Genomic DNA, 21755 nt, shown 5'->3' on the forward strand with positions numbered 1-21755 from the left:
TCAATTGAGCACCACCACGCGGCACGTGAAATAATGCTATCGCCGCTGGTTGGTACCGTCAGGCGGTGTGTCTGCGATACGCTTCCGTCATTGCGGTCGTCCGGGGAATCGATGGACCGGCCGTGTCATCGCTCGAATTTCACTGTCTCGTGAGCACCGGAGTTTCCCATGAAGAAAAGAATCATCGTCGTCCTGCTGGCACTGCTTCCGTCATCACCCCTTGCGCAGGCGCAGCAGCCCGCCGCGGACGACGGCAAGCTGCGGATCATCTGCTTCGGCGCTCATCCGGATGACGCCGAATACAAAAGCGGCGGATGTGCGGCGCTGTGGGCGGCTCAGGGACATCATGTCAAACTGGTCTCCGTCACCAACGGAGACATCGGGCACTGGCAGATGGCGGGCGGGCCTCTGGCCAAGCGACGCACGGCCGAATCCGGCGAAGTCGCAAAACGCCTGGGAGCCGCGTCGGAGGTTCTGGATCTCCACGACGGCGAACTCGAACCGACTCTCGAAAACCGCAAGACGATTACTCGACTGATCCGCGAATGGAATGCCGACATCGTGATCGCTCACCGGCCCTGGGACTATCACCCCGATCATCGTTACACGGGAGTCCTGGTGCAGGACGCGGCCTACATGGTCGCTGTTCCGTTTTTCTGCCCGGATACTCCGCCGCTGAAGAAGAATCCGGTGTTCCTGTACTCCAGCGATCGATTCCAGAAACCGTATCCGTTTGAAGCCGACATCGCGGTCGCTGTCGACGAAGTCTTTGAAAAGAAGGTCGATGCTCTGCTGGCCCTGGAATCGCAGACGTTTGAAGGAGGAGCACTCGGTTCGGCCGAGGAAGCCGCCGAAGCGCCGCCGGCGTCTCAACCGGAACTTCGCAAAGCGTGGCTGAAGGAACGCTGGGAAGGCCGCCAGCGCAGCGAAGCCGATCGCTACCGCAGCACTCTGGTGAAGTTGTACGGCGAAGATCGCGCCAAAAAAATCCAGTACGCCGAAGCGTTCGAAATCTGCGAATACGGACGTCAGCCGTCCGAAGCGGAAATTCGACAGTTGTTCCCGTTCTTCGGGGAAAAGTAGCCCCCTTCCGCACATCGCTCCGCTCGTGCGACCTCCCCCGGCCGAAGGCCAGCGGGGAGGGGTCGAACGAGCGAAGCGACGTTCGGGGAGGGGCGACCGCGCGTGGCTCGCGCTGTGCCGGGACACCGCCGGTTTCGCGTTCGAGCTCTCCCGCACATCGCTCCGCTCGTGCGACCTCCCCCCGGACGCTGCGCTTGGGGGAGGTGGGTGCGCGGGCGCCGGGACGAAATTCGTTTGCCATTCACTGCTGTACATGATCGGACGTCGTTCCATGATTCGCATCGCATTTCTCTTTGCTGTCGCCGTTCTGATTTTGAGCAGCACTGTTCACGCGGAACGTCCCAACATCGTCATCATTCTGTGCGACGATCTGGGGTACGGTGACCTGAGCATCCACGAGCATCCGCATATTCGCACGCCGAATATTGACCGGCTGGCCGGAGAGGGAATTCGCTTCACCAACTTCTATTCGACGGCTCCGGTTTGTTCGCCGTCGCGAGTCGGGCTGCTGACCGGCCGCAGTCCGAACCGTGCGGGTGTGTACGACTGGATTCCGCCGGCGAATCAGCCGCGGCCTGATGCGCGCGAACAGGTCCACATGCGTCGCGGGGAAGTTACGGTTGCTCATCTGTTGAAAAATGCCGGATACGCAACGTGCCTGGCCGGCAAGTGGCACTGCAACAGCGACTTCAACGGCGCCAGCCAGCCTCAGCCCGGTGACGCCGGCTTCGATCACTGGATGGCGACGCAGAACAACGCAGCTCCGTCTCATGAAAACCCGGCCAACTACGTCCGCAACGGCAATGCCGTGGGACGAATCGAAGGATACAGTTGCCAGATCGCCGCTGACGAAGCGATTGCCTGGCTGACTCGCCGGCGGGAAGCGAATCCCGATAAGCCGTTCTTCATCTACCTGCCGTTCCACGAACCTCATGAGCCCGTCGCGTCGCCGCCGGAACTTGTGGAACTATACCGTGACGTCGCGTGGCACCCCGACCAGGCTCAGTTTTTCGCCAACGTACACAACGTGGATCTGGCGGTCGGAAAAGTTGTCGCCGCGCTGGAAACGCTGAACGTGCGCAACAACACGCTGATCGTATTCACGGCGGACAACGGTCCGGAGACTCTGAATCGTTACCGCACCGCCAACCGAAGCTGGGGCACGACCGGAATTCTGCGAGGCATGAAACTTCACACGCATGATGGCGGATTTCATGTCGCGGGAATCATGAACTGGCCGGCGAAGATTCGTCCGGGGCAGGTGATCGACGCACCGGCTTCGGCTCTGGATCTGCTGCCGACGGCCTGTGAACTGGCCGGTACCGAACTTCCGCCCAACCGGCCGCTCGACGGCATCAGTCTGGTGTCATTGTTTGAATCGGGGTCCATGCCGGATCGAAGCAAGCCTCTGGTCTGGACCTACTACAACGGCATCAACGACGCCCGAGTCGCCATGCGTCACGGAAAATGGAAAGTGCTGGCTCGGCTGAACGGCGGTGAGTTCCCGCGGCGGGAAAACCTGATTCCCGATACGCTGGCCGAAGCGAAATCGGCGGAGCTGTCCGACTTTGAAATCTACAACGTGCAGCACGATCCGGGAGAAACTCAGAATCTGACAGACACAGATCTGCCCGAACAGGCTCAGTTGATCGAAGCCCTGGAATCCGGCTACCGGGAACTGGTCAGCGACTCTCCGGCGTGGATTCCCGCAGCGACCGCGAAGTAACCGGCGCAACCTTTTCAAACTTCGTCCAGGAAATCGCGCCGCGCGTCGAACAAGACGGGACAATCCAGATTTCGCTGATCCGAACGCTTGCGTCCTGCGTTTACGAAAGTTCCCGAACAGCAGGCACGGCGTGCCGTCAATCCATTTCCCTCAGAAGGAATCTTCCATGCAACTGCGATCTCAATTTCTGAACGCCGCTCTGGTGTTCGCCGTCCCGTTTTCCGCGATGGCGAATGCCGCGGACCTGCGGGAAGCCGTGCCGAACGACACGTTTCTGGCGGCGTGGCATCAGCACAACCCCGAACGTGATTACCAGTCGCAGTACTACCAGGACATCTGGGACACGGTCCAGGAAACTCAGATCGCCGACAAGGTCATGACGGTCATCGAACGGAGGATGTCGGAACGCGATCTGCAGAAATTCCAGGAAGTCCGCCGGACGCTGGAAACCGCCCTGGAACCGATCCAGTGGAATGCATTGGTCAACTGCACCGAATCCGTCTACGCACAGAAGATGGAAATCCCGACGTCACAGCATCTGCTGATGCTGCGATTTGGCGACGACGGTGCCGCTGCGAAATCCCTGGTGGCCGGAATTACGAATCTGATGAAGCTGGCCGAACAGGCGGCGCAGGGGAATATCCGCGTGGAAACGCAGACTCTGGCCGGCACGGAAATCACCGTCATGGTCCTGCCTCCGCAGGCGCCGTTTCAGCCGGTGCTGGGCGTCGTCGACGAAAATGTGTTCGTGTTCAGCACGTCGCGGCAGATGCTTCGAGGAAGTCTGGAGCTGCTGAAGAATCCGTCGGCGGAATCCAAGTTCGACGATCCGCGACTGGCCGAAGCGCTGACTCACGTGCCCGCCGTGGAAGACGGTGTGACGTTCTTTGACGGACGGCGCCTGTTCGAACAGCTCGGCGGACTGCCGGCATTCATCAATCAGGTCAGCGGCGGCAATGCAGAAGCCGCAAGAGTGTCTGCGGTGCTGCAGGAAGCCTTTGAGCAATTCAATGGCATCGACTACGAAGTCACCGTGGAGTACACGCAGGACTATCAAAACCGGTCCGCGGCGATCGGCAAGTTGCTGCCCGGAGTCGACAACAAAGTTATTGGCAAAATGTTCAAGGATCAGGAATCGTTCGAACACTGGGATCGCTGGGTTCCGGCATCGGCCACCAGCTATTCGCTGAATTCCGGCGCGACGCTGCATCCGCTGTATGCGTGGGTGATGGAAACGATTCCGAAGCATTTCCCGGAAGCTCAGCAGGGGCTCGACAAATGGGCCGCAATTCAGGACCAATACGACATCCATCTGGACGAAGACTTCCTGCAGGGCTTCAGCGGCGAAACCGTGTCGATCAACATGCCTGGCACGACACGGTCCGCGTTTGGTGAAGTGGGACAGTCCGTGGTGTACTGCAGGTGCGACAAGCCGGATCGGATCCGAGCTCTGATTCATCGCGGAATCGAAGCGCTGCAGCAGATTCCTCAGGTGCAGCAGCAGGGCCTTGCGCTGAAACCGGTCGACGGAATGGACGGCTTTGAAGAATTGTCACTCAACATGCTGCCGATGCTGGGAATTCGTCCGGTGATCGGTTTTCAGGATGGCTGGTTCGTTGTGGCGACACACGCTCAGGCCGTTCAGACCGTTGAAGAAACGCGATCGGGTTCGGGCGAATCGATCAGGGGCACGGAGAAATTCACGCAGTTCGACCTGCAGGTCGACGGTCCGGTGCGCAGCATCGGCTACACAAACATCGGTCAGCAGACGCGGGAAATCGGTGCCGCGCTGCAAAAGGTGGGAGCCATGCTGCCGATGGTGATTGGCATGACGGGAGCGTCCGCGTATGCTCCGGAACTGGCCGCCGTCAGCGACATTCTGGCGCTGCTGCCCAGCGTCGGACAGATTGTAGCGAAGTTCGATTTCATGGAAGGCCGGCTGACCGCGACCGTGCCCGGACCAACCGACGACACCTACATCCGCCACACGGTTGTGACCATTCGTCCGCCGTCGGAGGGTGATCGAGTCCCCGCGGAACGCACGCAGTAGTCCGCCGGCTGATGATTTGTACGAGGACCGGATCGCTTCCGTCCTCTGACGCCTCCACAAACCCTTCCCGGGCTCCGGGAAGGGTTTTTTCATTTGCCGATTGACCGACGACGGCAGCCCGGTCCCGCGTCGCTCGTCCGGGCGAGCGAGAGCAAAAGCCGAGTTGTGTGAATCCGCGTTTGTTGCGGGGCTTCCGGGAAGGTAAAAAGGGATGGATGCGGGAAACTCTCGCCTTCCGGATTTTCGGCGAAGGTCGCTCGTCAACCCGCCGCGACCACACGGGTGTCTGAATTCAAACCGATTCACAGAGAAGCAAAATGCGTGTTTGTCTCACTGTCCTGCTGACATTCGTCCCCGGCCTGGCGACTTCCGCGCAGGCCCAGCGAACGACGACGGGTCTGCAGGTGCTGTACACCTTCGACGAAGGCGACGGCCGAATTGTCCACGACCAGTCCGGCACCGGAACTCCGCTGGATCTGACGATCGCCGATCCCGGCAAGACGAAATGGTCGCGCAGCGTGCTGACTCTGAACAACGAAACGGTCCTGAAGTCCGACGGACCGGCTCGCAAAGTCATCGACGCCGTGCGAACGTCGCGGGCAATTTCCGTCGAAGCATGGGTTCGGCCCGCGAACACAAAGCAGTCAGGCCCGGCTCGAATTCTGTCACTGTCGACCGATACGGGAAACCGCAACGTCACGCTTGGTCAGCAGCAGGATGCCTGGGAAGTTCGGCTGCGAACAACGGCGACCAGCACCAACGGCATACCGGCCACGACAACCGGCGGCGGTTCGCTGAAGTCCGTGCTGACTCACATCGTCTACACGCGAGACTCCGACGGCACCGCAACCGTGTTCGTCGACGGGAAACCGATCGCGACTCAGAAGACCGAAGGTGATCTTTCGAACTGGGACGAAAGCTATCCGCTGCTGATCGCCAACGAAGCAACGGCCGATCGAGCCTGGCTGGGGGATCTGCATCTGATCGCCGTTTATAGCCGGGCGTTGACGGTCGGCGAGGTTCAGCAAAACTTCGCCGCCGGCACCGGTGATTTCGACGAACTGGTCGAACTGATTCCTCCGGCAGCGGAACGGCAGGTGAACTTCGTCAGCGACGTGCAGCCGATACTTCCGTCAGCATTGTTTTGAATGTCACGCCACGGGCAACGAAGAAGGCGGACTGAATCTGGCCATCCGTGCTCGCGTTCGCGAAGGCGGCGAACACGGCGCGGTGATCGTGCCGAATAACAGTCTGGCCAGCCCGCTGGTGCATCTGATTGCGGCCGTGGAACCGGACCGCGTGATGCCGCCGGACGACAAGCCTCGGTTAAGTCACGAAGAAATCGGAGTGCTGAGGGCGTGGATCGATCAGGGAGCGGAATGGCCTTCCGGCGCTGACGTGCTCGACCCGCGGCTGGAACGTGCTCGCCGGCACTGGGCCTATCAGCGTTTGGCACCGGTCGAATCACCGCGTTCCGCGATTGCGGATTCCTGGCCGCGTTCGGACATCGATGCCTTCGTATTCCGAAAACTGACGGACAACGGCCTGTCGCCGTCCGAACCGCAGACAGCCCGGCCGCTGGTGCGACGAATCTACTTTGACCTGATCGGACTTCCGCCGACGCCGCAGCAGGCGGCAGAGTTCGAAGCGCACTACGCAGCCGACCCGCTGGTTGCCGTGCGGGAACTTGTCGACGGACTGCTGGATTCATCGCATTTTGGCGAACGCTGGGGACGGTACTGGCTGGATCTGGCCCGCTATGCGGACAGCGACGGTCAGGAATCGGATCGCGATCGCGATCATGCCTACCACTACCGCGACTTCGTGATTCATGCGCTGAACGACGACATGCCCTTCGACAGGTTCGTGCGCTGGCAGATCGCCGGCGACGAATACGAACCCGACAACGCCCAGGCGGTAGCGGCCACCGGATTTTTGACCGGCGGCACACATTCGCAGCTTGGCGATGAATTTCTGGAAGAGGAGCGTCTGTTCAATCGCTACAACGAACTGGACGACGTGATCTCCACGCTCGGCACCAGTCTGCTGGGACTGACGGTCGGCTGCGCTCGCTGCCACGATCACAAGTACGACGCGTTTTCGTCGCGGGAGTACTATCGGCTGTTGAGTGTGTTCCACAGCGGAGACCGCAAAGAAGGAAAGCTGCCGGACGGTCAGGAGGGACTGTTCTTTCAGGATTTCGATTCTCAGGTGCGCACCAGTTGGCTGTTTCGGCGCAGCGATTTCTACGACCGTGAACTTCAGGTGCGGCTGGGCTTTCCCGCGATTCTGACGGAAGGTCGTGATTCCGAACAGTACTGGTCCGCTGCCCGCGCCGCGATGCCGAACGCCAACAGCACTCTGCAGCGGCGAGCACTCGCGGACTGGATCACCGACGTCGACCACGGCGGCGGAGCCCTGCTGGCGCGAGTCATCGTGAATCGCATCTGGCAGCATCATTTCGGCCACGGACTGGTGCGCACGGAAAGCGATTTCGGAGTCCGCAGTGAAGCGCCGACTCATCCGGAGCTGCTGGAATTTCTCGCTCACGAATTCGTCGCCAATGGCTGGCAGATGAAGCGCCTGCACCGAAACATCCTGAACAGCGCTGTCTGGCAACAGGGAACTTACCGATCGAATTCGGCACCGGCATCATCCGGCGACAATCCCGGGCCGGCTCAGGTTGATCCGGAAAACCGGCTGCTTTGGAAGATGCCTCCGAAGCGACTGGAGGCGGAGGTTCTGCGAGATTCCATGCTGGCCGTCAGCGGTACGCTGAACCTTCAGCCGGGAGGTCCGGGCTTCAAGCCGTACATCGCTCCGGAAGCCAACCTGGCGCGCAACCTGAAGGGCGGTGACTATCCGCATGACGCTCCGGACAACGCCGAAACGCGCCGGCGAAGCGTGTACATGTTTCACAAGCGGCTGGTGCCGTATCCGCTGTTTCAGGCATTTGACCGCCCGGACCTGCTGGTCAGTTGCTCGCGCCGGCAGAACACCACGGTGGCGACTCAGGCGATGGCGCTGCTGAACGATGGCTTTGTGCGAACCTGTGCCGGTGACTTTGCGACAAGGCTGATCCGTGAATCCGGCGACGACGATCAGCGCATCGTCGAAACATCCTTCAATCTGGCATTTTCGCGGTCCCCGACCGAAGCCGAAGTTCACGCGGCCGTCGAATTCCTGCAGCGCCAGGGACAAACCAGGCAGGCTCGCGGCGATACGGATTCTCGTGTCGAAGCGGTGACCGACTACTGCCAGTCGCTGTTCTGTCTGAACGAATTCCTTTACGTCGACTAGAAGATTCCGAAATGGCTTCCACAGGTTTTCGTCACGGACAATTCCCGTGTGGTCGAATCGCGAGCGCACTCAGCCGACGCGAATGGCTGTCTCGCGCGGGCGGCGGAGCGGGCATGGTTGCGCTGGCGTCGATGCTCGGACAACAGCGGCTGCTGGCCGATCAGCAGCACGCCAATCCGCTGGCTCCGCGTGAAGGACATTTTCCCGCGAAGGCAAAGGCCGTGATCTGGCTGTTCATGGAAGGTGCTCCCAGCGCTGTCGACATCTTTGATCCCAAACCCGAATTGACAAAACGCGACGGACAGACGACGGACATTCAGGCATTCTTCGGCAACCCGGGACCGCTGATGAAGTCGCCGTTTTCGTTTCAGCAGTACGGAGACTGCGGGCAGTGGGTTTGTGAAAAATACACCAGCGTTGCCCGGCACGTGGACAAGCTGGCGTTCATCAAGTCGTGCTACAGCCAGTCCAACGATCATGTGCCGGCGATTTATCAGATCAACAGCGGCCTGGCTCGACCCGGCTTCCCGACCGCCGGAGCCTGGATCACGTACGGACTGGGAACCGTCAATCAGAATCTGCCGGGCTATGTCGTGATGGGAAACACCAAAGGCGCGAAGGGCGGGCCTCACAACTGGGGCTCCGGATTTTTGCCGACGACTTTTCAGGGCACACTGTTTCGTTCGCAGGGAACACCCATTCTGAACCTGAATCGCCAGCCGCGAGTCACCGCCGAAGATCAGCGGGCTCAGCTTGATTTCATGGCCGCGCTCAACGACCAGCACCTGTCGCGACAAAACGGCGACGTTGAGTTTGCCGACCGCATGCAGTCGTTTGAACTGGCGTTTCGAATGCAGACCGAAGCCACCCGCGTGGTCGATCTGTCGCAGGAAACGCAGGCGACTCACGCGATGTACGGCATCGACAATCCGAAATCGCGTTCGTACGGGTCGAAGTGCCTGATGGCGCGGCGGCTGGTCGAAAGCGGAGTCCGCTTTGTGCAGGTTTACAGCGACGGCGAATGGGATGCTCACAGCAATCTGACTCAGAACCACACCGATCACTGCGCCGCGACGGACGTGCCGGTCGCCGGATTGCTGACCGATCTGCAGGAACGCGGACTGCTGGATTCGACGCTGGTGATCTGGGGTGGTGAATTCGGACGAATGCCGATTTCACAAAACGGCAACGGTCGCGATCACAACCCCAACGGCTTCCTGCAATGGATGGCTGGTGCCGGCGTGAAGGGCGGCGTCAGTTACGGCGAAACGGATGAAATCGGTTACGCGGCGGTCGAAAACCGAGTCAGCGTGAACGACCTGCACGCCACGATGCTGCACCTGCTGGGAATCGACCACGAACGGCTGACGTGGTTCCACAACGGCCGCAACTTCCGACTGACCGATGTCGCCGGTGAGGTGATTCGGGAGATCCTTGCTTAACATCCGGTACTTCCATGTCGCTGCACATCCCGACGATCGACGACGTTCTTAAGGCCGAACCGCGAATCCGGCCGCACGTATCTCCCGCGCCGCTGATTCGGTCCTACGCCCTGGAAAAGGAACTCGGGCTTAGCGCCGATCGCCGCGTCTGGATCAAGGACTACGGCTGGACCCCGGTGGGATCGTTCAAACTGATGGGAGGCCCTCAACTGGATGGCCGCTCATCAGGACGAAATCGGTGACCGCCCCGTCGCCGCCCATTCGTCGGGAAATTTTGCTTCGGGAATCGCGTATGCCGGCATGCGGTTCGGCAAGGCGTCATCATCGTGATGCCCGAAACCGCGCGCAGGTTAAATTCGAACTCACGCGATCCTTCGGGCGCGGAAATCCGCACCTACGACATTTCCACCGACCATCAGACTCACGCCCGAGACCGCATCACGAAGGAAATCGCTGAACAGGAACGCGGCGTCGAGGCGTCTCCCTACGACGATCCGCATGTGATCGCCGGCAACGGAGTCGCGGCCGTTGATGGTGCGGGAACTGCGTGCTCAGGACCGCGCCATTTCCCATTTCGTCTGCCAGGTCAGCGGCGGAGGACTGATGGCCGGGCAGGTGCTGTCCATCGCCGAAGGATTCCCGGACGCAGCGATGATCGGAGTCGAACCGGCCGGCGCCGACGATTTCGGTCAGTCACACGCCGCGGGCCGACGCATGCGCATCGATCGACCCTCCAGTATCTGCGACGGACTGTTGTCGTACGATGTCGGCGAACACAACTGGCCGATTCTGCTCCGGTATGTCAGACAGGCCGTCGCCGTGCCGGATCTCGACACGCAGTCCGCCATGAAGTGGCTGTACCAACACCACGGTCTGAGAACGGAACCGTCCGGAGCCATCACGACCGCCGCGCTGCTGACGGGAAGGATTGATCCGTCCGGCGCTGGCGACATCGTGATCGTTCTCAGCGGCCGCAACGCTGATGAGTCAGCGTTCCGAAACTGGATCGATGCCGTGTAACTGTCCGCGTCACTCAAGCCAGGCAGGTCACGCCAGACCCGCGTCAAACGGAAATGCGGGCGACACAGAATTGTCAGCGACCAGAGGTTCCGAATGCTTTCGGATCGCGGCGTCGCAGACGGCATAACCCCAGTTCATCAGTTGCTGCTGCAGCCTGACGGGAGTCTTCTTCAGCCGTGTCGGCGTATTTGCCAGATTCAAAGTCTGATCCGCCGGCGCAGGAAGTGAATTCGCCAGTTGATAGTTGTCGATGTCCGTGCGAATGCCCCAGTACGCTCCGTTACGTGTGCCGTTGATGAACGAATCGATCAGTTGCCGTTTTCGAAGACTGCGGACCTGATTGTCGACGATGTCCAGAATGCGTTTTGAATGCCGAGCCCAGTCGCCGTCCGGTTCCGGTTCGGGCTGCATCTGTCCGCCGCCGTCGCTGACAAGGATCGTGCGGTATCGCTTCCAGACCGGTTCCAGGCCAAGGTTGTCGTAGACTCCGCCATCCGTCAGCACCAGCGTGTCGGTGTACGGCTCGTGCTGCAGTTCCAGGCTGGCGTCGACTTCAAAGTCACTGGGATCCACGTCGATCTCCGTCGGCGACAGAAATGGCGGAAACGCGGACGACGCAGCCACCGCCTGAGCCAGACTGATCTTCGGATTGTGAATCAGGCCGACTCGATAGTCGGCCAGGTACGGTCGCGACATGCGGACCAGCGATCCGGTTTGAACACTGGTCGCGTTGAACACGAACCGCGGACCCTGTGCGTCGGTGGGCAGATCCTGCAGCGTGGCGTCACCAAACAGCACATTCTGATAGTGGCCCACGACGCGGTCGCTCACGCTTCCCGGCAACAGCACGCCACTCAGAACCGAACCGGTATCGACGTTCGTCTTCGCCATTTTCTGCAGCGGCCCGATGACCAGTTCGGAGAGTCTTGCCGTTCGACCATTCGCGTCGAACTGCAGCCGGTTCCAGTTCAGACCCAGCACGCCGGCCACGATTGACCCGCCGGAGACACTGGAGACTCGCGCAAGTTTCGGCAGCAGACCCATTTCGTTCAGCCGGATCAATGCACCGGCGTGGAACAGCATCGCCCGGTAACCTCCGCCGGACAGGCACAGCGCCATGCCGTCTTCGGGCTCACGTCGCTGTTCGTCGTCCCGCAGCTGTGCCGGTTCGCGACCCGCAGGCTGCACTTGATCATTCGCCGATTTTGCCATGATGAATTCTCCTGTGCGGAAAGTTGAAGCGTGCGATCCCGACCGGAACACTCCGCCGACGCTGAACGCCGAAGCGCCGAACGAAGCCAGCGGACTTTACTTCTCCGCCTGATTCCGATCTCGACGCAGTTCGTTGCACTGTGGGCATCAGACTGCAACTCACGTTCCGGTCATCATACTCTGGAATCGCAACGGACGAACCCACGCGGCCCGGAATGTCGTCGGCGGTCGTTTCGCTTCAGCCCGTTCCAAGACCTCCGCGCACGGATTGCGATCGCGCGTGCCGGATCGGACCACGTGCCACAACCTCAGACCTAAATTCGCGCCACGTGTCATCTGGAGTTTCCGGGACGTGATACCATGCGAAATCGACGTTGCTCGTCCGACGACTGCGCAAAGACACGGCATGACACGTCGAACTGCTTCAGCCGCTGCAGTTCGGCTTCGGTAAACGGGACATCCAGCAGCGTCATGGATATCAGAGAATTCGCCTGAATCAGTTGTTCCAGCACCGGCAGACTCGAGGACGACACGTCTTCACCCTGAATCACAACGCCGGCAATCAGTTTCAACTGCAGCAGTCGCGATATGGAGTCATCATCGGCGTCGTACAGGCCAAACCACGACAACGGCCTGTTCGCTTGAATCGCGGCAATGCTGGCGGCTGTCAGTTGCCCGGAATGAAGCTCCAGGCCACCGATTCTGGTGCCTGCAGGCGTCTGCAGAAGTTGTGAAATTGCGGCATCGGAAACTCTGGTCCGCGCCACGGACAGGACTGCTCCAGCGGAGAATCGCAACTTTGCGATGGTGCCCATTGACGCGTCAGTGATGGACGTGTCTGCGAGATCCAGGCGCCGAAATTCGCTGATACCGGTCAGCTCAGCGATGCCGGCGTCAGTCACACGCGGGTTGTTGATGGTGAGATTCAGCGGCGCTAGTCGTTCCAGTCGAAAGCGCTGTTGTTTCAGCCAGGCGTCGGACACCCGTCCTGGTAAGAACAGAATCGTATCCTCGTTGCTGGTTCCGCCGCCTGCCAGGCTTCTGATGATTGACGCCATCGACGGTTCACCGCGGGATCGATAGTAGACACCGCCGGTGTCTTCCACGGGTATCGCAATGCCGCGAACCACTGACGTCCGATACAGCACGAACGAAACGAAGATCAGCACCAGGAAAACACAGATCGCCAGGATCCGTATCCGTCGATAACGGATCGCCCTTTCTGGCAGGTCTTTTCCGCAGACCCCAATCTCAGCACTTGGTGACGCGAGTTTCATAGACCCGATCCCGGCTGCTTTTCTGGTAAGAAATCCACAGCGGCACTCGCCGTACTGCACGGCGATTGCAACACCGTGCTCGCCGTGCTTTGACGTCGCCATCATGCATGTTGACGGCCGTGTTACCTTGAATCAAGCAACGGTCCTCCCGCTGCAAGGCAGCGTGAAACCAACCCGATACCTCGCTCTCCCGCCGTTAAACGGGAGGGCGAAGTGAATGCCTGTGGTCGACTGGAAATCCTGACATTACGCAAACAGGGATGTCGGAATGAGACCACTATTGCTTTCATCGGCAGGCATTGCTGACCCCGTACTTTCATCCGATTGAGGATGTCGCGGCATTTCTGTACAAGATTCGCCCAGCAAGCGTCATCCGACAACACGGAAGCCCGGAAACAACATCACATGCGAATTCTGCTGACCGCCGGACCGACTCGCGAGTATGTCGACGACGTGCGTTTTCTGTCCAACGCCAGCAGCGGCCGCATGGGATACGCGATTGCAGAAGCGGCGGTCGAGCGAGGTCACGAGGTCGTCCTGGTCACCGGACCGGTCGACCTGCCCGTTCCGCAGGGCGCGGAAGTTCATCACATTGAAACCACCGACCAGCTTCGGCAAACCTGCCTGGCGATTTTTCCTTCGTGTGACGGAGTCATCGCGACAGCCGCCGTCTGCGACTATCGCCCGCGCGAACGCGTCGCCGGAAAGATCACCAAGACCGGGCAGCCGATCATTCTGGAACTGGTCGAAACGTCCGACGTGCTGGCCGAGCTGGGGAGCCAGAAGAACGGCCGCTGGATCGTCGGCTTCGCTCTGGAATCGCAGGATCCTCGCACGAACGCCATGCGAAAGCTGCGGATGAAGCACTGCGACTGCATTGTGCTGAACGACACGTCAGCGATTTCGTCGCTGCGAAACAGCGTCGAAATCCTCAGCCCCGACGCCGAAACCATGGCGGAATTTTCCGGCCTGAAGACGGACATCGCCCGCCGATTGATGGAATTCATCGAAGACCGAATCGTCAACTGAACGCGCAGGGCTGGAATGATCTACGACGTCATTGTCATCGGAACCGGCGGCATCGGCAGTGCGGTGCTGTACGAGCTTGCTCGCCGGGGAGCGAACGTGCTGGGACTGGACCGGTTTCCTCCCGGCCACAATCGCGGCAGTTCTCACGGTCAATCGCGAATCATCCGGCGGTCGTACTTCGAACATCCCGATTACGTCCCGCTGCTGCACGAAGCCTATCGACTGTGGGACGAATTCTGCGAACGCCGTTTCGCGAACCTGCTGCATCGAACGGGGCTGCTTTACAGCGGGCAGCCAAACGGCGCGGTGATTCAGGGAGTCCTGAACAGTGCGAAGCAGCATCGGCTGACGGTCGAGCAACTTTCGCCGGCGGACGCCGCGGCTCGCTTTCCGGGATTCCGACTTCCTGATGATTCCGCCGTGCTGTTCGAAGCTGACGCCGGATATCTGCTGGTGGAAGAATGCGTGAAGGCGTTCATCGAGGAAGCCACGCGATTTGGTGCCGAAGCGAAGCACGGCGAAACGGTCATCGAGTGGTTTGCCGATCCCGGTCGCGTCACCGTCCGCACGAACTCGCAAGCGTACAAAGCCGAACGGCTGGTCATCACCAGCGGCTGCTGGGCAAACGATCTGCTGGCGGACCTGAAGATTCCGCTGAAGGTGATTCTGAAGCACCTGCACTGGTTTGAACCGGACGACGATCGGTATTTCGAATCGAACGGCTGTCCGTGCTTTTTCGTCGAAGCGCTGGACGGTTACTTCTACGGCTTTCCGACAGACGGCGTGAACGGAGTGAAGGTTGCCGAACACAGTGGCGGCGTGTTGATCCATGACCCGCTGACCATCGATCGGCGCGAGGATTCAGCCGACACGCAGCGGGTCAGCGAATTTCTGAAGCGACACCTTCCGGGAGTTTCCTCGCGCCGGCGGCTGCACGATGTGTGTTTCTACACCATGTCACCCGACGAACACTTCATCGTCGACCGTCATCCGCAACACGACAGCGTCTGCTTTGCCGCCGGAATGTCGGGACATGCATTCAAGTTCGCGTCGGTGCTGGGACGCGTCCTGGCGGAGCTGGCGATGGATGGGCAGCCGTCGCTGAATGTCGACTTCCTGAACCTGCGCCGGCCGGGACTGCAGCGCTGACACCGCAAATCAGCCATCCGCGCGATCCGCTGACGGACGCAACAACGCGCGGACTACGCGAAGAACTTCCTGATGGTCGCTTCGGGCAATGGTTTGGAAACCAGCGATCCGACAATCACGGCAACGGTCGATGCCAGCAGCATGGCCGTCACCGGCATGACTTCCAGCGGTTCCGATCCGATGGGGATGGCAAGCTGAAAGTCCAGATCACCGGAATTCACACCATGCACAAACAGCGCCAGCCACGTACCGGCGGCCGCGACAACACAGGCATACGCACCGAATTTTGTCAGCCGCTTCCAGTACAGCGACGCGAAGATCAGCGGAAACAGACTGGAAAATCCGCTGAAACACCAGACTCCCAGCGAAAACACATCGCCCAGTTGCATCATGCTGACGGAGTACGTCAACAGCACCACAGCGACAATAAACAGTCGTGTCACCAGCACCGTCGCTCTGTCGGACATCTGACCGCCGGAAGCAAAACGCTTGGCGATGTCGTTGGTAAACATTGTTCCGACGCACAGAAACTGGCTGTCCAGAGAACTCATAATCGCCGCCAGGACACCAGCCGACAGAAACGCTCCCAGCCATTTGCCGGACAAGCGGTCGGCCAGAAACGGCAGCACTTTGTTCTGGTCAGCGGCGGTGAATTTCGCCAGCGGAGGAATGGCCGCCTGCGCCACGTCGGTCGTTGCCCAGATGCCCAGCAGCACACAGGGTACCCACACCAGCATGATGCACAGCGGATGAGCGACCACCGACAGCTTAAATGCATTGGCGCTTTTTGCTGTCAGCCAGTGCTGGAACAGGTGAGGAAACATTCCCACGGACAGCGGGATGAGCAGATACGAAACGAACTCCGACTTCGACATTTCGGCCCGAGTCGTCTTTGAAACATCCACCTTCGCGGAGATCGACTGCATCTTCGCGATCAGCCCGTCGCCGGTTCCCAGCGCGTTGGCGATCACGAAAAATGTCACGATGCCCAGCACCATGAAGACCAGCGTCTGAAATGTGTTGGCCCATGCCGTGCCTCTCATACCGCCGAAGAAGACATAGATCAGCACCACGACACAAATGATCGCTGCCCCCAGCCCGTGAGGAATCGCCCGACGGTTGGCGGCAGCACGCCTTTGCTCGGGTCATTGATGTCGATCAGCTTGCCGGTGAAGAATTCCGGAAACGCGCCCTTCGTGAACACGCTGACAACCGTTCCGGCTCCCATGATCCCCGTCATGATGTAGACGATCACCATCGCCACCAGAATCGGAAACAGCACGAAGGAGATATTGCGGCTGTCCAGACGATCGCTGAAGTATTCAAGCTGCGTGGCGTAGCCGTACTTCTTTCCGAACTTCCACAACTTGACGCCCAGCACAAAGAAGCACAGTGAATGAATGATGCCGCTGGATGACGCCATCAGACCGTAAACGCCGATCCCGTGACTCCAGGATTCTCCCGTGGAACCAATCAGCGCGAACGCGGTCATGGTCGTGCCGAACAGAGACATCAGCAGCATGAACGGGCCGATGGAATGGCTGGCCACCTGGAAGTCCTTGCCCGTTCCGGCAAACAGGCGGGACGAAAACAGTCCCAGCGCCAGCAGCAATCCCAGATAGCCAACGATGACCACGATAGCTGCCTGGCCGGAATTCAATCCTCCCGAAGCCGCGGCCGGTGCCTGTGCGAGAAGCAGGTTCATGCCTGACCTCCTTCCGCGCCGTCGTCGGATTCATCCAGCGGCCAGGCGAATTTGGTGGCCAGAAACCACGTGAACGCGGCAGCCATCGAAACTCCGGCGTGATAAGCCAGCCCGATCGGCACGATTCCGCCGACCAGTGTTGCGTCGTCCCAGTACCAGAAGTCCTGGTGCAGAATGATGAGCAGAACGACCAATGCCCAAACGGCAACTTTCATCGTGATGAATTCCCGGGGGACTGTCTGTAGGGTGAGACGTGTGGTCCGTCAGTCGTCGTTTGATGAATGCAGATCGGCAACCGATGTTCGGCAGGACGAGGCTCCCGCTGAGCCGCACGTGCCAACGGACGCCCGATGCGGCAACAGCATGGCAGGAGAATCGCCCTGCCGATGACCGCACCTTTTTTATCCATCAATACTCGCTGACGAAGCACTGGCGGGGCAGGCTGACGTCACGTGGAAATCACCACGCGGGCAGTCAGCTTAACCGGCACCGACAGCCAATCAAGCGACCCCGATCGATTCCCTCGGCCGAAAACCCCCACGCACCGTGAACCCGCACGATTCATCCTGGGGCGTTCGGTCCGGCGCCGATTAAATCATTCAGGGAAGAACGGAAGCCCGCGCGCAACGGGTCGAATGAATGCCGACCGATCGTCGCAGGATCACGACGATTCCACGGCCGCTGCGTTCCGTCCGGCTCGTCGTCAATTGCGAATGCGACCGCGCGAACACGCCAGACTCGCCCCGCGATCGCATTTCAGACGCCGCGAACGGACTTTGGCGAGAAGTTCGGGATCAGTGGTCCCGCCGGACGATCACAGCGAATCCAGCCAGGCGATGGCCTTCTTTTCGGATTCCGTGGTCCAGCCTTCACTCAGCACCTTTTTCAGCACTCGCACCAGTTCGCGATCGCCGGCGACCGTTTTCGCAAGCGACGGGTTCTTTTTCAGCCCTTCGATGTACAGCTCCGCCACGTCATCCGCGTCGCTGTTATGTTTGGCGTCCAGGTACTCAAAAATGCGGCGGACGCGCGGCAGGTTCGAACCCATGTCCAGCAGACATTCTGCCAGTGCCGGTTCGTTCATGCGGAACGTGACGCCCAGGCCGCCGATTCGGCAGCGATTGACCACGAACGCCGGATCGTTCTCCAGGTACGTCAGAAATCCGTGAGACACCGGGTTGAACGAACCGGCCGCCAGTCCCACCTTGGAGATATTCATGGAAAAGTCGATTCCCGACAGCCAGTTCACCGGGTCGAACGTAAAGCCGTGTTCCAACTGCCGAATTCCCTTCGGCCATCGCACCGCCGGCGAACCAAACGTATGAACAACACGGCCCTGGATCCCGGACTTCCCGTCGACCGCCGCAATGGCCTGAAGCACGTTGCTCAAAATCAGGCAGCCCTGGCTGTGAGCGAACACTTCCGCACTGCGATGCTCCGGTCTTCTCATCAGTCGAAACAGAGATACCTGAGCGGGATTGCGCCCGAGCGCATTCAGAATGATCTGCTCAGAAGTCGCCTGGCGGAAGATCCTGCCTACGGCGACTCGGTTTGACGCACTCAGCGATGTCGGGCCGTTGAACTGATCCTTGTCTCCGAATGCCTGCATCAGGTCGCGAAACACCCCGCTGCTGCGGTTGTAAACGCCAACGACCGGACACATCTGCATCAGCGACAACGCCAGTGCCGACGCCGCGTGGTCCTGACCGGAATTCTTCATGCCATTGATAAAGATGACGCGCCGATTGGGAGAAAACCAGGCCGTCTGCGCCGCGGCTTCCTGATTGATGTACGTGGTGACCTGGCCGTCTTCGGCCGGAATGACGGCGGTTTGTGAATCGGTCGCGGCGCCTGGCATGAGCAGCGTCAGTCGTTTGCCGGAACACAATACAGAACACCGGCAGAACTCAAGCGACAACCGCCGGCTAACCGGTTGGGCCTGGAGTTTCTGCCTGCACAAAATTCGACGTGACGGGTTCCGCTGCCGGAGGACGTGCGGACTTTCAAATTCCAACGCTCACCGTCACGTCTTCGAACAGACACTGAACATGCGCACTGCGATCGTGAAGCCACAGCGCCGGGGCGGGAACGTGTCCGGGCCGCGTGTCCTTCCGGTCAACTCGCGGACCACTTCGCAATGGAAGTGCGAGCACCCGTTGAACCTCCTTCGCAGGAGTTACGGAAACGTAGGACACGAAGGCGAAACCAGAGTGCCGGCCGACTCGCGATCCATGCGTTTTGCCGCGAGACAGGTGGGATTGAACGACTTGTTCACTCGCCGCAATCGTCGGGAAAACGAGCAAACCGTGCCAACCGGACATCCTTGCCCCGATGCAACGCGGGACGTTAGCGGATTACTCACGCGATCAGGATTTCCTGACGTAAGGCATCTGGGAGACGGTGGTCGTGTCGAGTCAGCGAAATGCACCCTGTACGATGGGACTCCGATCCGTCGCTGCATTTCGACAGGATAGAGTCCCGTCGTGGCCCTGAATGATCCAGGATATCCGGTGGCGTGAGCCACCGGTCGGGCAGCAGCGTTTGCCGACCCCAAGCCCCGAGGTTGGCACAGCGTCGTGCACAGTGCTTCTTCGCTCAGGAACCCACTGGCACAGCAGTGCCACACGACTCTTCAATTCCGTGCTGACAAAGCAGGAGGTTCCTTCGCGCTGCGAAACCCGCGACCAGCGATTCCTCACCAGCCACGGTTCCCGGTCACTTCAGGCGATCAGACTCCCGTATTCCGTTCGGCACGGGATTGTCAGGACAGCCACACACCGCAGACTCGAGCGTCATTTCCCGTCCGAAGGCAGGTCGACGCGATGCTTCACCAGCCGTTCCCAGTCAAATGACCCGGACCCCGGATCATAGGCATTGAACAATTCTGTCCGGTCAATCAGGAACACAGCCCGGCGTTCCCAGCCGGCGTCATTCTGATGATCTCCATCGCCGTCAGATCAGACCACATCCGACCACCCACACGAAAGACTGTGCTGTTGGGTTCCGGCAGTGCTTCAAAGTAGGCGGCTGGTACCGTAGACAATGAAGCAGTTGCTGACGGTTGTCGTGTTGTTCATGATTTTCGACAGCAACTGATGCTTCTGCATGGTTGTTCCGGATATACACCACCGGCAACACCGCGATGATACGGCCGGTCACCGACTTCCAGCCAGTGCCGGTTGGTGCCGGGATCAACGCCGGTCGTATATGCGGAACCTTCGCCAGCCCGGTTGATGAATGGTCCTGCAGGCAGATCCAGCCCCAGACGTCTCAGCAGCGTCGAATCACCGCCGTTTTCGGAACCGACAAACGTGTTCATGTGGTTGAATGACCGGAACGGACGGCTGTTGGGAGTCCCCGGAATCCAGAAATTGGCGACCTGTGGTGTCGGCGCTGTTGGATCCCAGCTTGTCACCAGTCCATCACGTTCGTTGATGAATTCGTGCCAACGGTCGCGGACACTCAAACCAGGCGTCGCATCAGTTCCGTCAAGCGGCGCCAGCCCCGGCAGAAACGGACCATCTTCCGCACCGTTTTGCGGTGCTGCATCCGCCAGGACCGGAGCGGTTGCGAAATTCGGGTCATCGATCAGTCCGGCATAGACTTCCCGATGACGAATCATGTTGGGATTCAGTTTGCCGGGAAGTCGGTTCAGGGCCAGATAGTTGCCCAGCATCCGGTTCACGCGAGACGGTACTTCGACAAACTGCAGCAGTCGATACCAGCGGTTGTCCTCCGCCGATTCAATGGGACGCGCGGGCATCAGATCCGTGAAGTCCGGCATCAGAAACATGGCTGCCGCATTGGACAGCAGGTTCGGATCAGACACCGCGTCTCCCACCTGCTGGTAGGAACCAAGCCTCATCCGGTCCAAACGCTGAGTCAGCAGGCTGGGACCAATCACCGGAAGATTCAGCAACTCACCGGTTGATGCATAGTCGCGATCAAAATGTGGCTGCCAGAGTGTGAACGGATTTGCATCTGACCCGCGCACGGTCGGGTCAACAAGGTTGCCGGAATTGACTCCGAGCGAATCACTGATGATCCCTCCGCTGTCACCCTTGACCGTATTGAAACGATGCGGCATGGCCACGGGAACTGCTGCGGTCTTCGGCTGCGTCATCAATTGTCGCGAAACGGCGAGTGTATCGTTCAGCGGTTCCAGCCGCTGAGTGCTCTTCAGACGTCCGACACCCTTGTGATCGTCGGCTGGATCAAAGACCTGAATCGGCGGTGCTCCGTCGGTCAGATTGAAATCCGCCAGCATCACGCGAATTCGGTCAACTTCCACCCACGGGTTCTCCACCAGTTCATCAAGAGCGGGCATATTCGGATTCAGCCGGCGCTGCAGAACCAGATCGAATCCGAACGTTGTGTGATCGGTGGGTGGTGCGGCATCGAAGCCGATTGTCTGCCCGGCGGCATCCTGAAATGGCTGATTTCCGGCATAAGTCGGCACGGAGAATCCCACGGTCCCCATAAAGTTGCCGCCGGTCACTTCAAACCGGCCGACATGAGTCGCGTGCAGAACATCAATGTCCGTTAAAGCGTCGGTCGCGCCCGGAGACGACGAGTCCGCGACGCCAGGAACATCGGGAGCAATCAGTTCAAAGTTCCCGTCAAACGAGCCACTGACAGGATTGCCCAGGTCCACAAAGAACGCACTGGTTTGTGTGCCGTTCAGGCCGGAATCGCTGGCTGCGGAAATGGTGAACCGTCCGCCGCCATCGATAACGTTTTCCGCGTGTTCCAACACGGCGAT

17 protein-coding genes are annotated in these 21755 nt (G+C 59.8%); 10 read left to right on the forward strand and 7 right to left on the reverse strand.

Annotated elements, in window-relative coordinates:
* Positions 1 to 168: 168 nt before the first annotated feature.
* The 8 genes from R3C19_18975 to R3C19_19010 all read left to right on the forward strand — a co-directional run bounded on the left by R3C19_18975 (position 169) and on the right by R3C19_19010 (position 10621).
* On the forward strand, positions 169 to 1083 hold the full coding sequence (locus R3C19_18975) for a PIG-L family deacetylase (protein ID MEZ6062432.1): 915 nt from the start codon (positions 169 to 171) through the stop codon (positions 1081 to 1083).
* A 271-nt stretch (positions 1084 to 1354) separates the two neighbouring features.
* Positions 1355 to 2809, forward strand: coding sequence for a sulfatase-like hydrolase/transferase (locus tag R3C19_18980; protein ID MEZ6062433.1), 1455 nt, complete (start codon positions 1355 to 1357; stop codon positions 2807 to 2809).
* Positions 2810 to 2975: 166 nt separating this feature from the next.
* Positions 2976 to 4859 (forward strand): hypothetical protein, encoded by a 1884-nt coding sequence (locus tag R3C19_18985; GenBank protein MEZ6062434.1) that lies wholly within the window; start codon positions 2976 to 2978, stop codon positions 4857 to 4859.
* 317 nt (positions 4860 to 5176) lie between these two features.
* Positions 5177 to 6007 (forward strand): LamG domain-containing protein, encoded by an 831-nt coding sequence (locus tag R3C19_18990; protein ID MEZ6062435.1) that lies wholly within the window; start codon positions 5177 to 5179, stop codon positions 6005 to 6007.
* Positions 6008 to 6050: 43 nt separating this feature from the next.
* Positions 6051 to 8159 carry a PSD1 and planctomycete cytochrome C domain-containing protein gene (locus R3C19_18995; protein ID MEZ6062436.1) on the forward strand — a complete coding sequence of 703 codons (2109 nt, stop codon included), beginning with the start codon at positions 6051 to 6053 and terminating at the stop codon, positions 8157 to 8159.
* An 11-nt stretch (positions 8160 to 8170) separates the two neighbouring features.
* Complete coding sequence (locus R3C19_19000) at positions 8171 to 9601, forward strand: DUF1501 domain-containing protein (protein MEZ6062437.1); 1431 nt, start codon at positions 8171 to 8173, stop codon at positions 9599 to 9601.
* Positions 9602 to 9615: 14 nt separating this feature from the next.
* On the forward strand, positions 9616 to 9843 hold the full coding sequence (locus tag R3C19_19005) for a hypothetical protein (protein ID MEZ6062438.1): 228 nt from the start codon (positions 9616 to 9618) through the stop codon (positions 9841 to 9843).
* Positions 9844 to 10132: 289 nt separating this feature from the next.
* Positions 10133 to 10621: a pyridoxal-phosphate dependent enzyme gene (locus tag R3C19_19010; protein MEZ6062439.1), complete on the forward strand. Its 489-nt coding sequence runs from the start codon at positions 10133 to 10135 to the stop codon at positions 10619 to 10621.
* Between the two features lie 27 nt (positions 10622 to 10648).
* On the opposite strand, the gene R3C19_19015 is transcribed toward R3C19_19010, so the two are convergent.
* Complete coding sequence (locus tag R3C19_19015; GenBank protein ID MEZ6062440.1) at positions 10649 to 11833, reverse strand: patatin-like phospholipase family protein; 1185 nt, start codon at positions 11831 to 11833, stop codon at positions 10649 to 10651.
* A 332-nt stretch (positions 11834 to 12165) separates the two neighbouring features.
* Positions 12166 to 13002, reverse strand: a complete 837-nt coding sequence (locus R3C19_19020; protein MEZ6062441.1) for a hypothetical protein — start codon at positions 13000 to 13002, stop codon at positions 12166 to 12168.
* Between the two features lie 513 nt (positions 13003 to 13515).
* On the opposite strand from R3C19_19020, the gene R3C19_19025 reads away from it, so the two are divergent.
* Positions 13516 to 14139, forward strand: a complete 624-nt coding sequence (locus R3C19_19025; GenBank protein ID MEZ6062442.1) for a phosphopantothenoylcysteine decarboxylase — start codon at positions 13516 to 13518, stop codon at positions 14137 to 14139.
* Between the two features lie 15 nt (positions 14140 to 14154).
* Positions 14155 to 15288: an N-methyl-L-tryptophan oxidase gene (gene solA / locus R3C19_19030; GenBank protein MEZ6062443.1), complete on the forward strand. Its 1134-nt coding sequence runs from the start codon at positions 14155 to 14157 to the stop codon at positions 15286 to 15288.
* A gap of 53 nt (positions 15289 to 15341) precedes the next feature.
* Here solA and R3C19_19035 read toward each other — a convergent pair whose 3' ends face one another.
* From R3C19_19035 to R3C19_19055, 5 genes are all read right to left on the reverse strand, one after another.
* The gene (locus tag R3C19_19035; GenBank protein MEZ6062444.1) at positions 15342 to 16358 is read right to left on the reverse strand and encodes a hypothetical protein; all 1017 of its coding nucleotides are present in this window, start codon (positions 16356 to 16358) and stop codon (positions 15342 to 15344) included.
* Positions 16352 to 16993, reverse strand: a complete 642-nt coding sequence (locus R3C19_19040) for a hypothetical protein (GenBank protein ID MEZ6062445.1) — start codon at positions 16991 to 16993, stop codon at positions 16352 to 16354. The genes R3C19_19035 and R3C19_19040 overlap by 7 nt, the downstream gene beginning before the upstream one ends.
* Complete coding sequence (locus tag R3C19_19045; protein ID MEZ6062446.1) at positions 16990 to 17208, reverse strand: DUF3311 domain-containing protein; 219 nt, start codon at positions 17206 to 17208, stop codon at positions 16990 to 16992. The genes R3C19_19040 and R3C19_19045 overlap by 4 nt, the downstream gene beginning before the upstream one ends.
* A 599-nt stretch (positions 17209 to 17807) precedes the next feature.
* The gene (locus R3C19_19050) at positions 17808 to 18851 is read right to left on the reverse strand and encodes a hypothetical protein (GenBank protein MEZ6062447.1); all 1044 of its coding nucleotides are present in this window, start codon (positions 18849 to 18851) and stop codon (positions 17808 to 17810) included.
* Between the two features lie 1215 nt (positions 18852 to 20066).
* Entirely contained in the window at positions 20067 to 21749 is a 1683-nt protein-coding gene (locus R3C19_19055) for a hypothetical protein (GenBank protein ID MEZ6062448.1), read from the reverse strand.
* Between the last annotated feature and the right edge of the window lie 6 nt (positions 21750 to 21755).

This window comes from Planctomycetaceae bacterium, from assembly GCA_041398785.1.
Lineage (GTDB): Bacteria > Planctomycetota > Planctomycetia > Planctomycetales > Planctomycetaceae > JAWKUA01.

Coding starts and splice junctions, on each gene's coding strand:
- R3C19_19005 (MEZ6062438.1), top strand. CDS start 9,616: ATGTCGCTGCACATCCCGACGATCGACGACGTTCTTAAGGCCGAACCG.
- R3C19_19045 (MEZ6062446.1), bottom strand. CDS start 17,208: ATGAAAGTTGCCGTTTGGGCATTGGTCGTTCTGCTCATCATTCTGCAC.
- R3C19_19015 (MEZ6062440.1), bottom strand. CDS start 11,833: ATGGCAAAATCGGCGAATGATCAAGTGCAGCCTGCGGGTCGCGAACCG.
- R3C19_19040 (MEZ6062445.1), bottom strand. CDS start 16,993: ATGAACCTGCTTCTCGCACAGGCACCGGCCGCGGCTTCGGGAGGATTG.
- R3C19_19010 (MEZ6062439.1), top strand. CDS start 10,133: ATGGTGCGGGAACTGCGTGCTCAGGACCGCGCCATTTCCCATTTCGTC.
- R3C19_19025 (MEZ6062442.1), top strand. CDS start 13,516: ATGCGAATTCTGCTGACCGCCGGACCGACTCGCGAGTATGTCGACGAC.
- R3C19_18985 (MEZ6062434.1), top strand. CDS start 2,976: ATGCAACTGCGATCTCAATTTCTGAACGCCGCTCTGGTGTTCGCCGTC.
- solA (MEZ6062443.1), top strand. CDS start 14,155: ATGATCTACGACGTCATTGTCATCGGAACCGGCGGCATCGGCAGTGCG.
- R3C19_19000 (MEZ6062437.1), top strand. CDS start 8,171: ATGGCTTCCACAGGTTTTCGTCACGGACAATTCCCGTGTGGTCGAATC.
- R3C19_18990 (MEZ6062435.1), top strand. CDS start 5,177: ATGCGTGTTTGTCTCACTGTCCTGCTGACATTCGTCCCCGGCCTGGCG.
- R3C19_19050 (MEZ6062447.1), bottom strand. CDS start 18,851: ATGCCAGGCGCCGCGACCGATTCACAAACCGCCGTCATTCCGGCCGAA.
- R3C19_18975 (MEZ6062432.1), top strand. CDS start 169: ATGAAGAAAAGAATCATCGTCGTCCTGCTGGCACTGCTTCCGTCATCA.
- R3C19_18980 (MEZ6062433.1), top strand. CDS start 1,355: ATGATTCGCATCGCATTTCTCTTTGCTGTCGCCGTTCTGATTTTGAGC.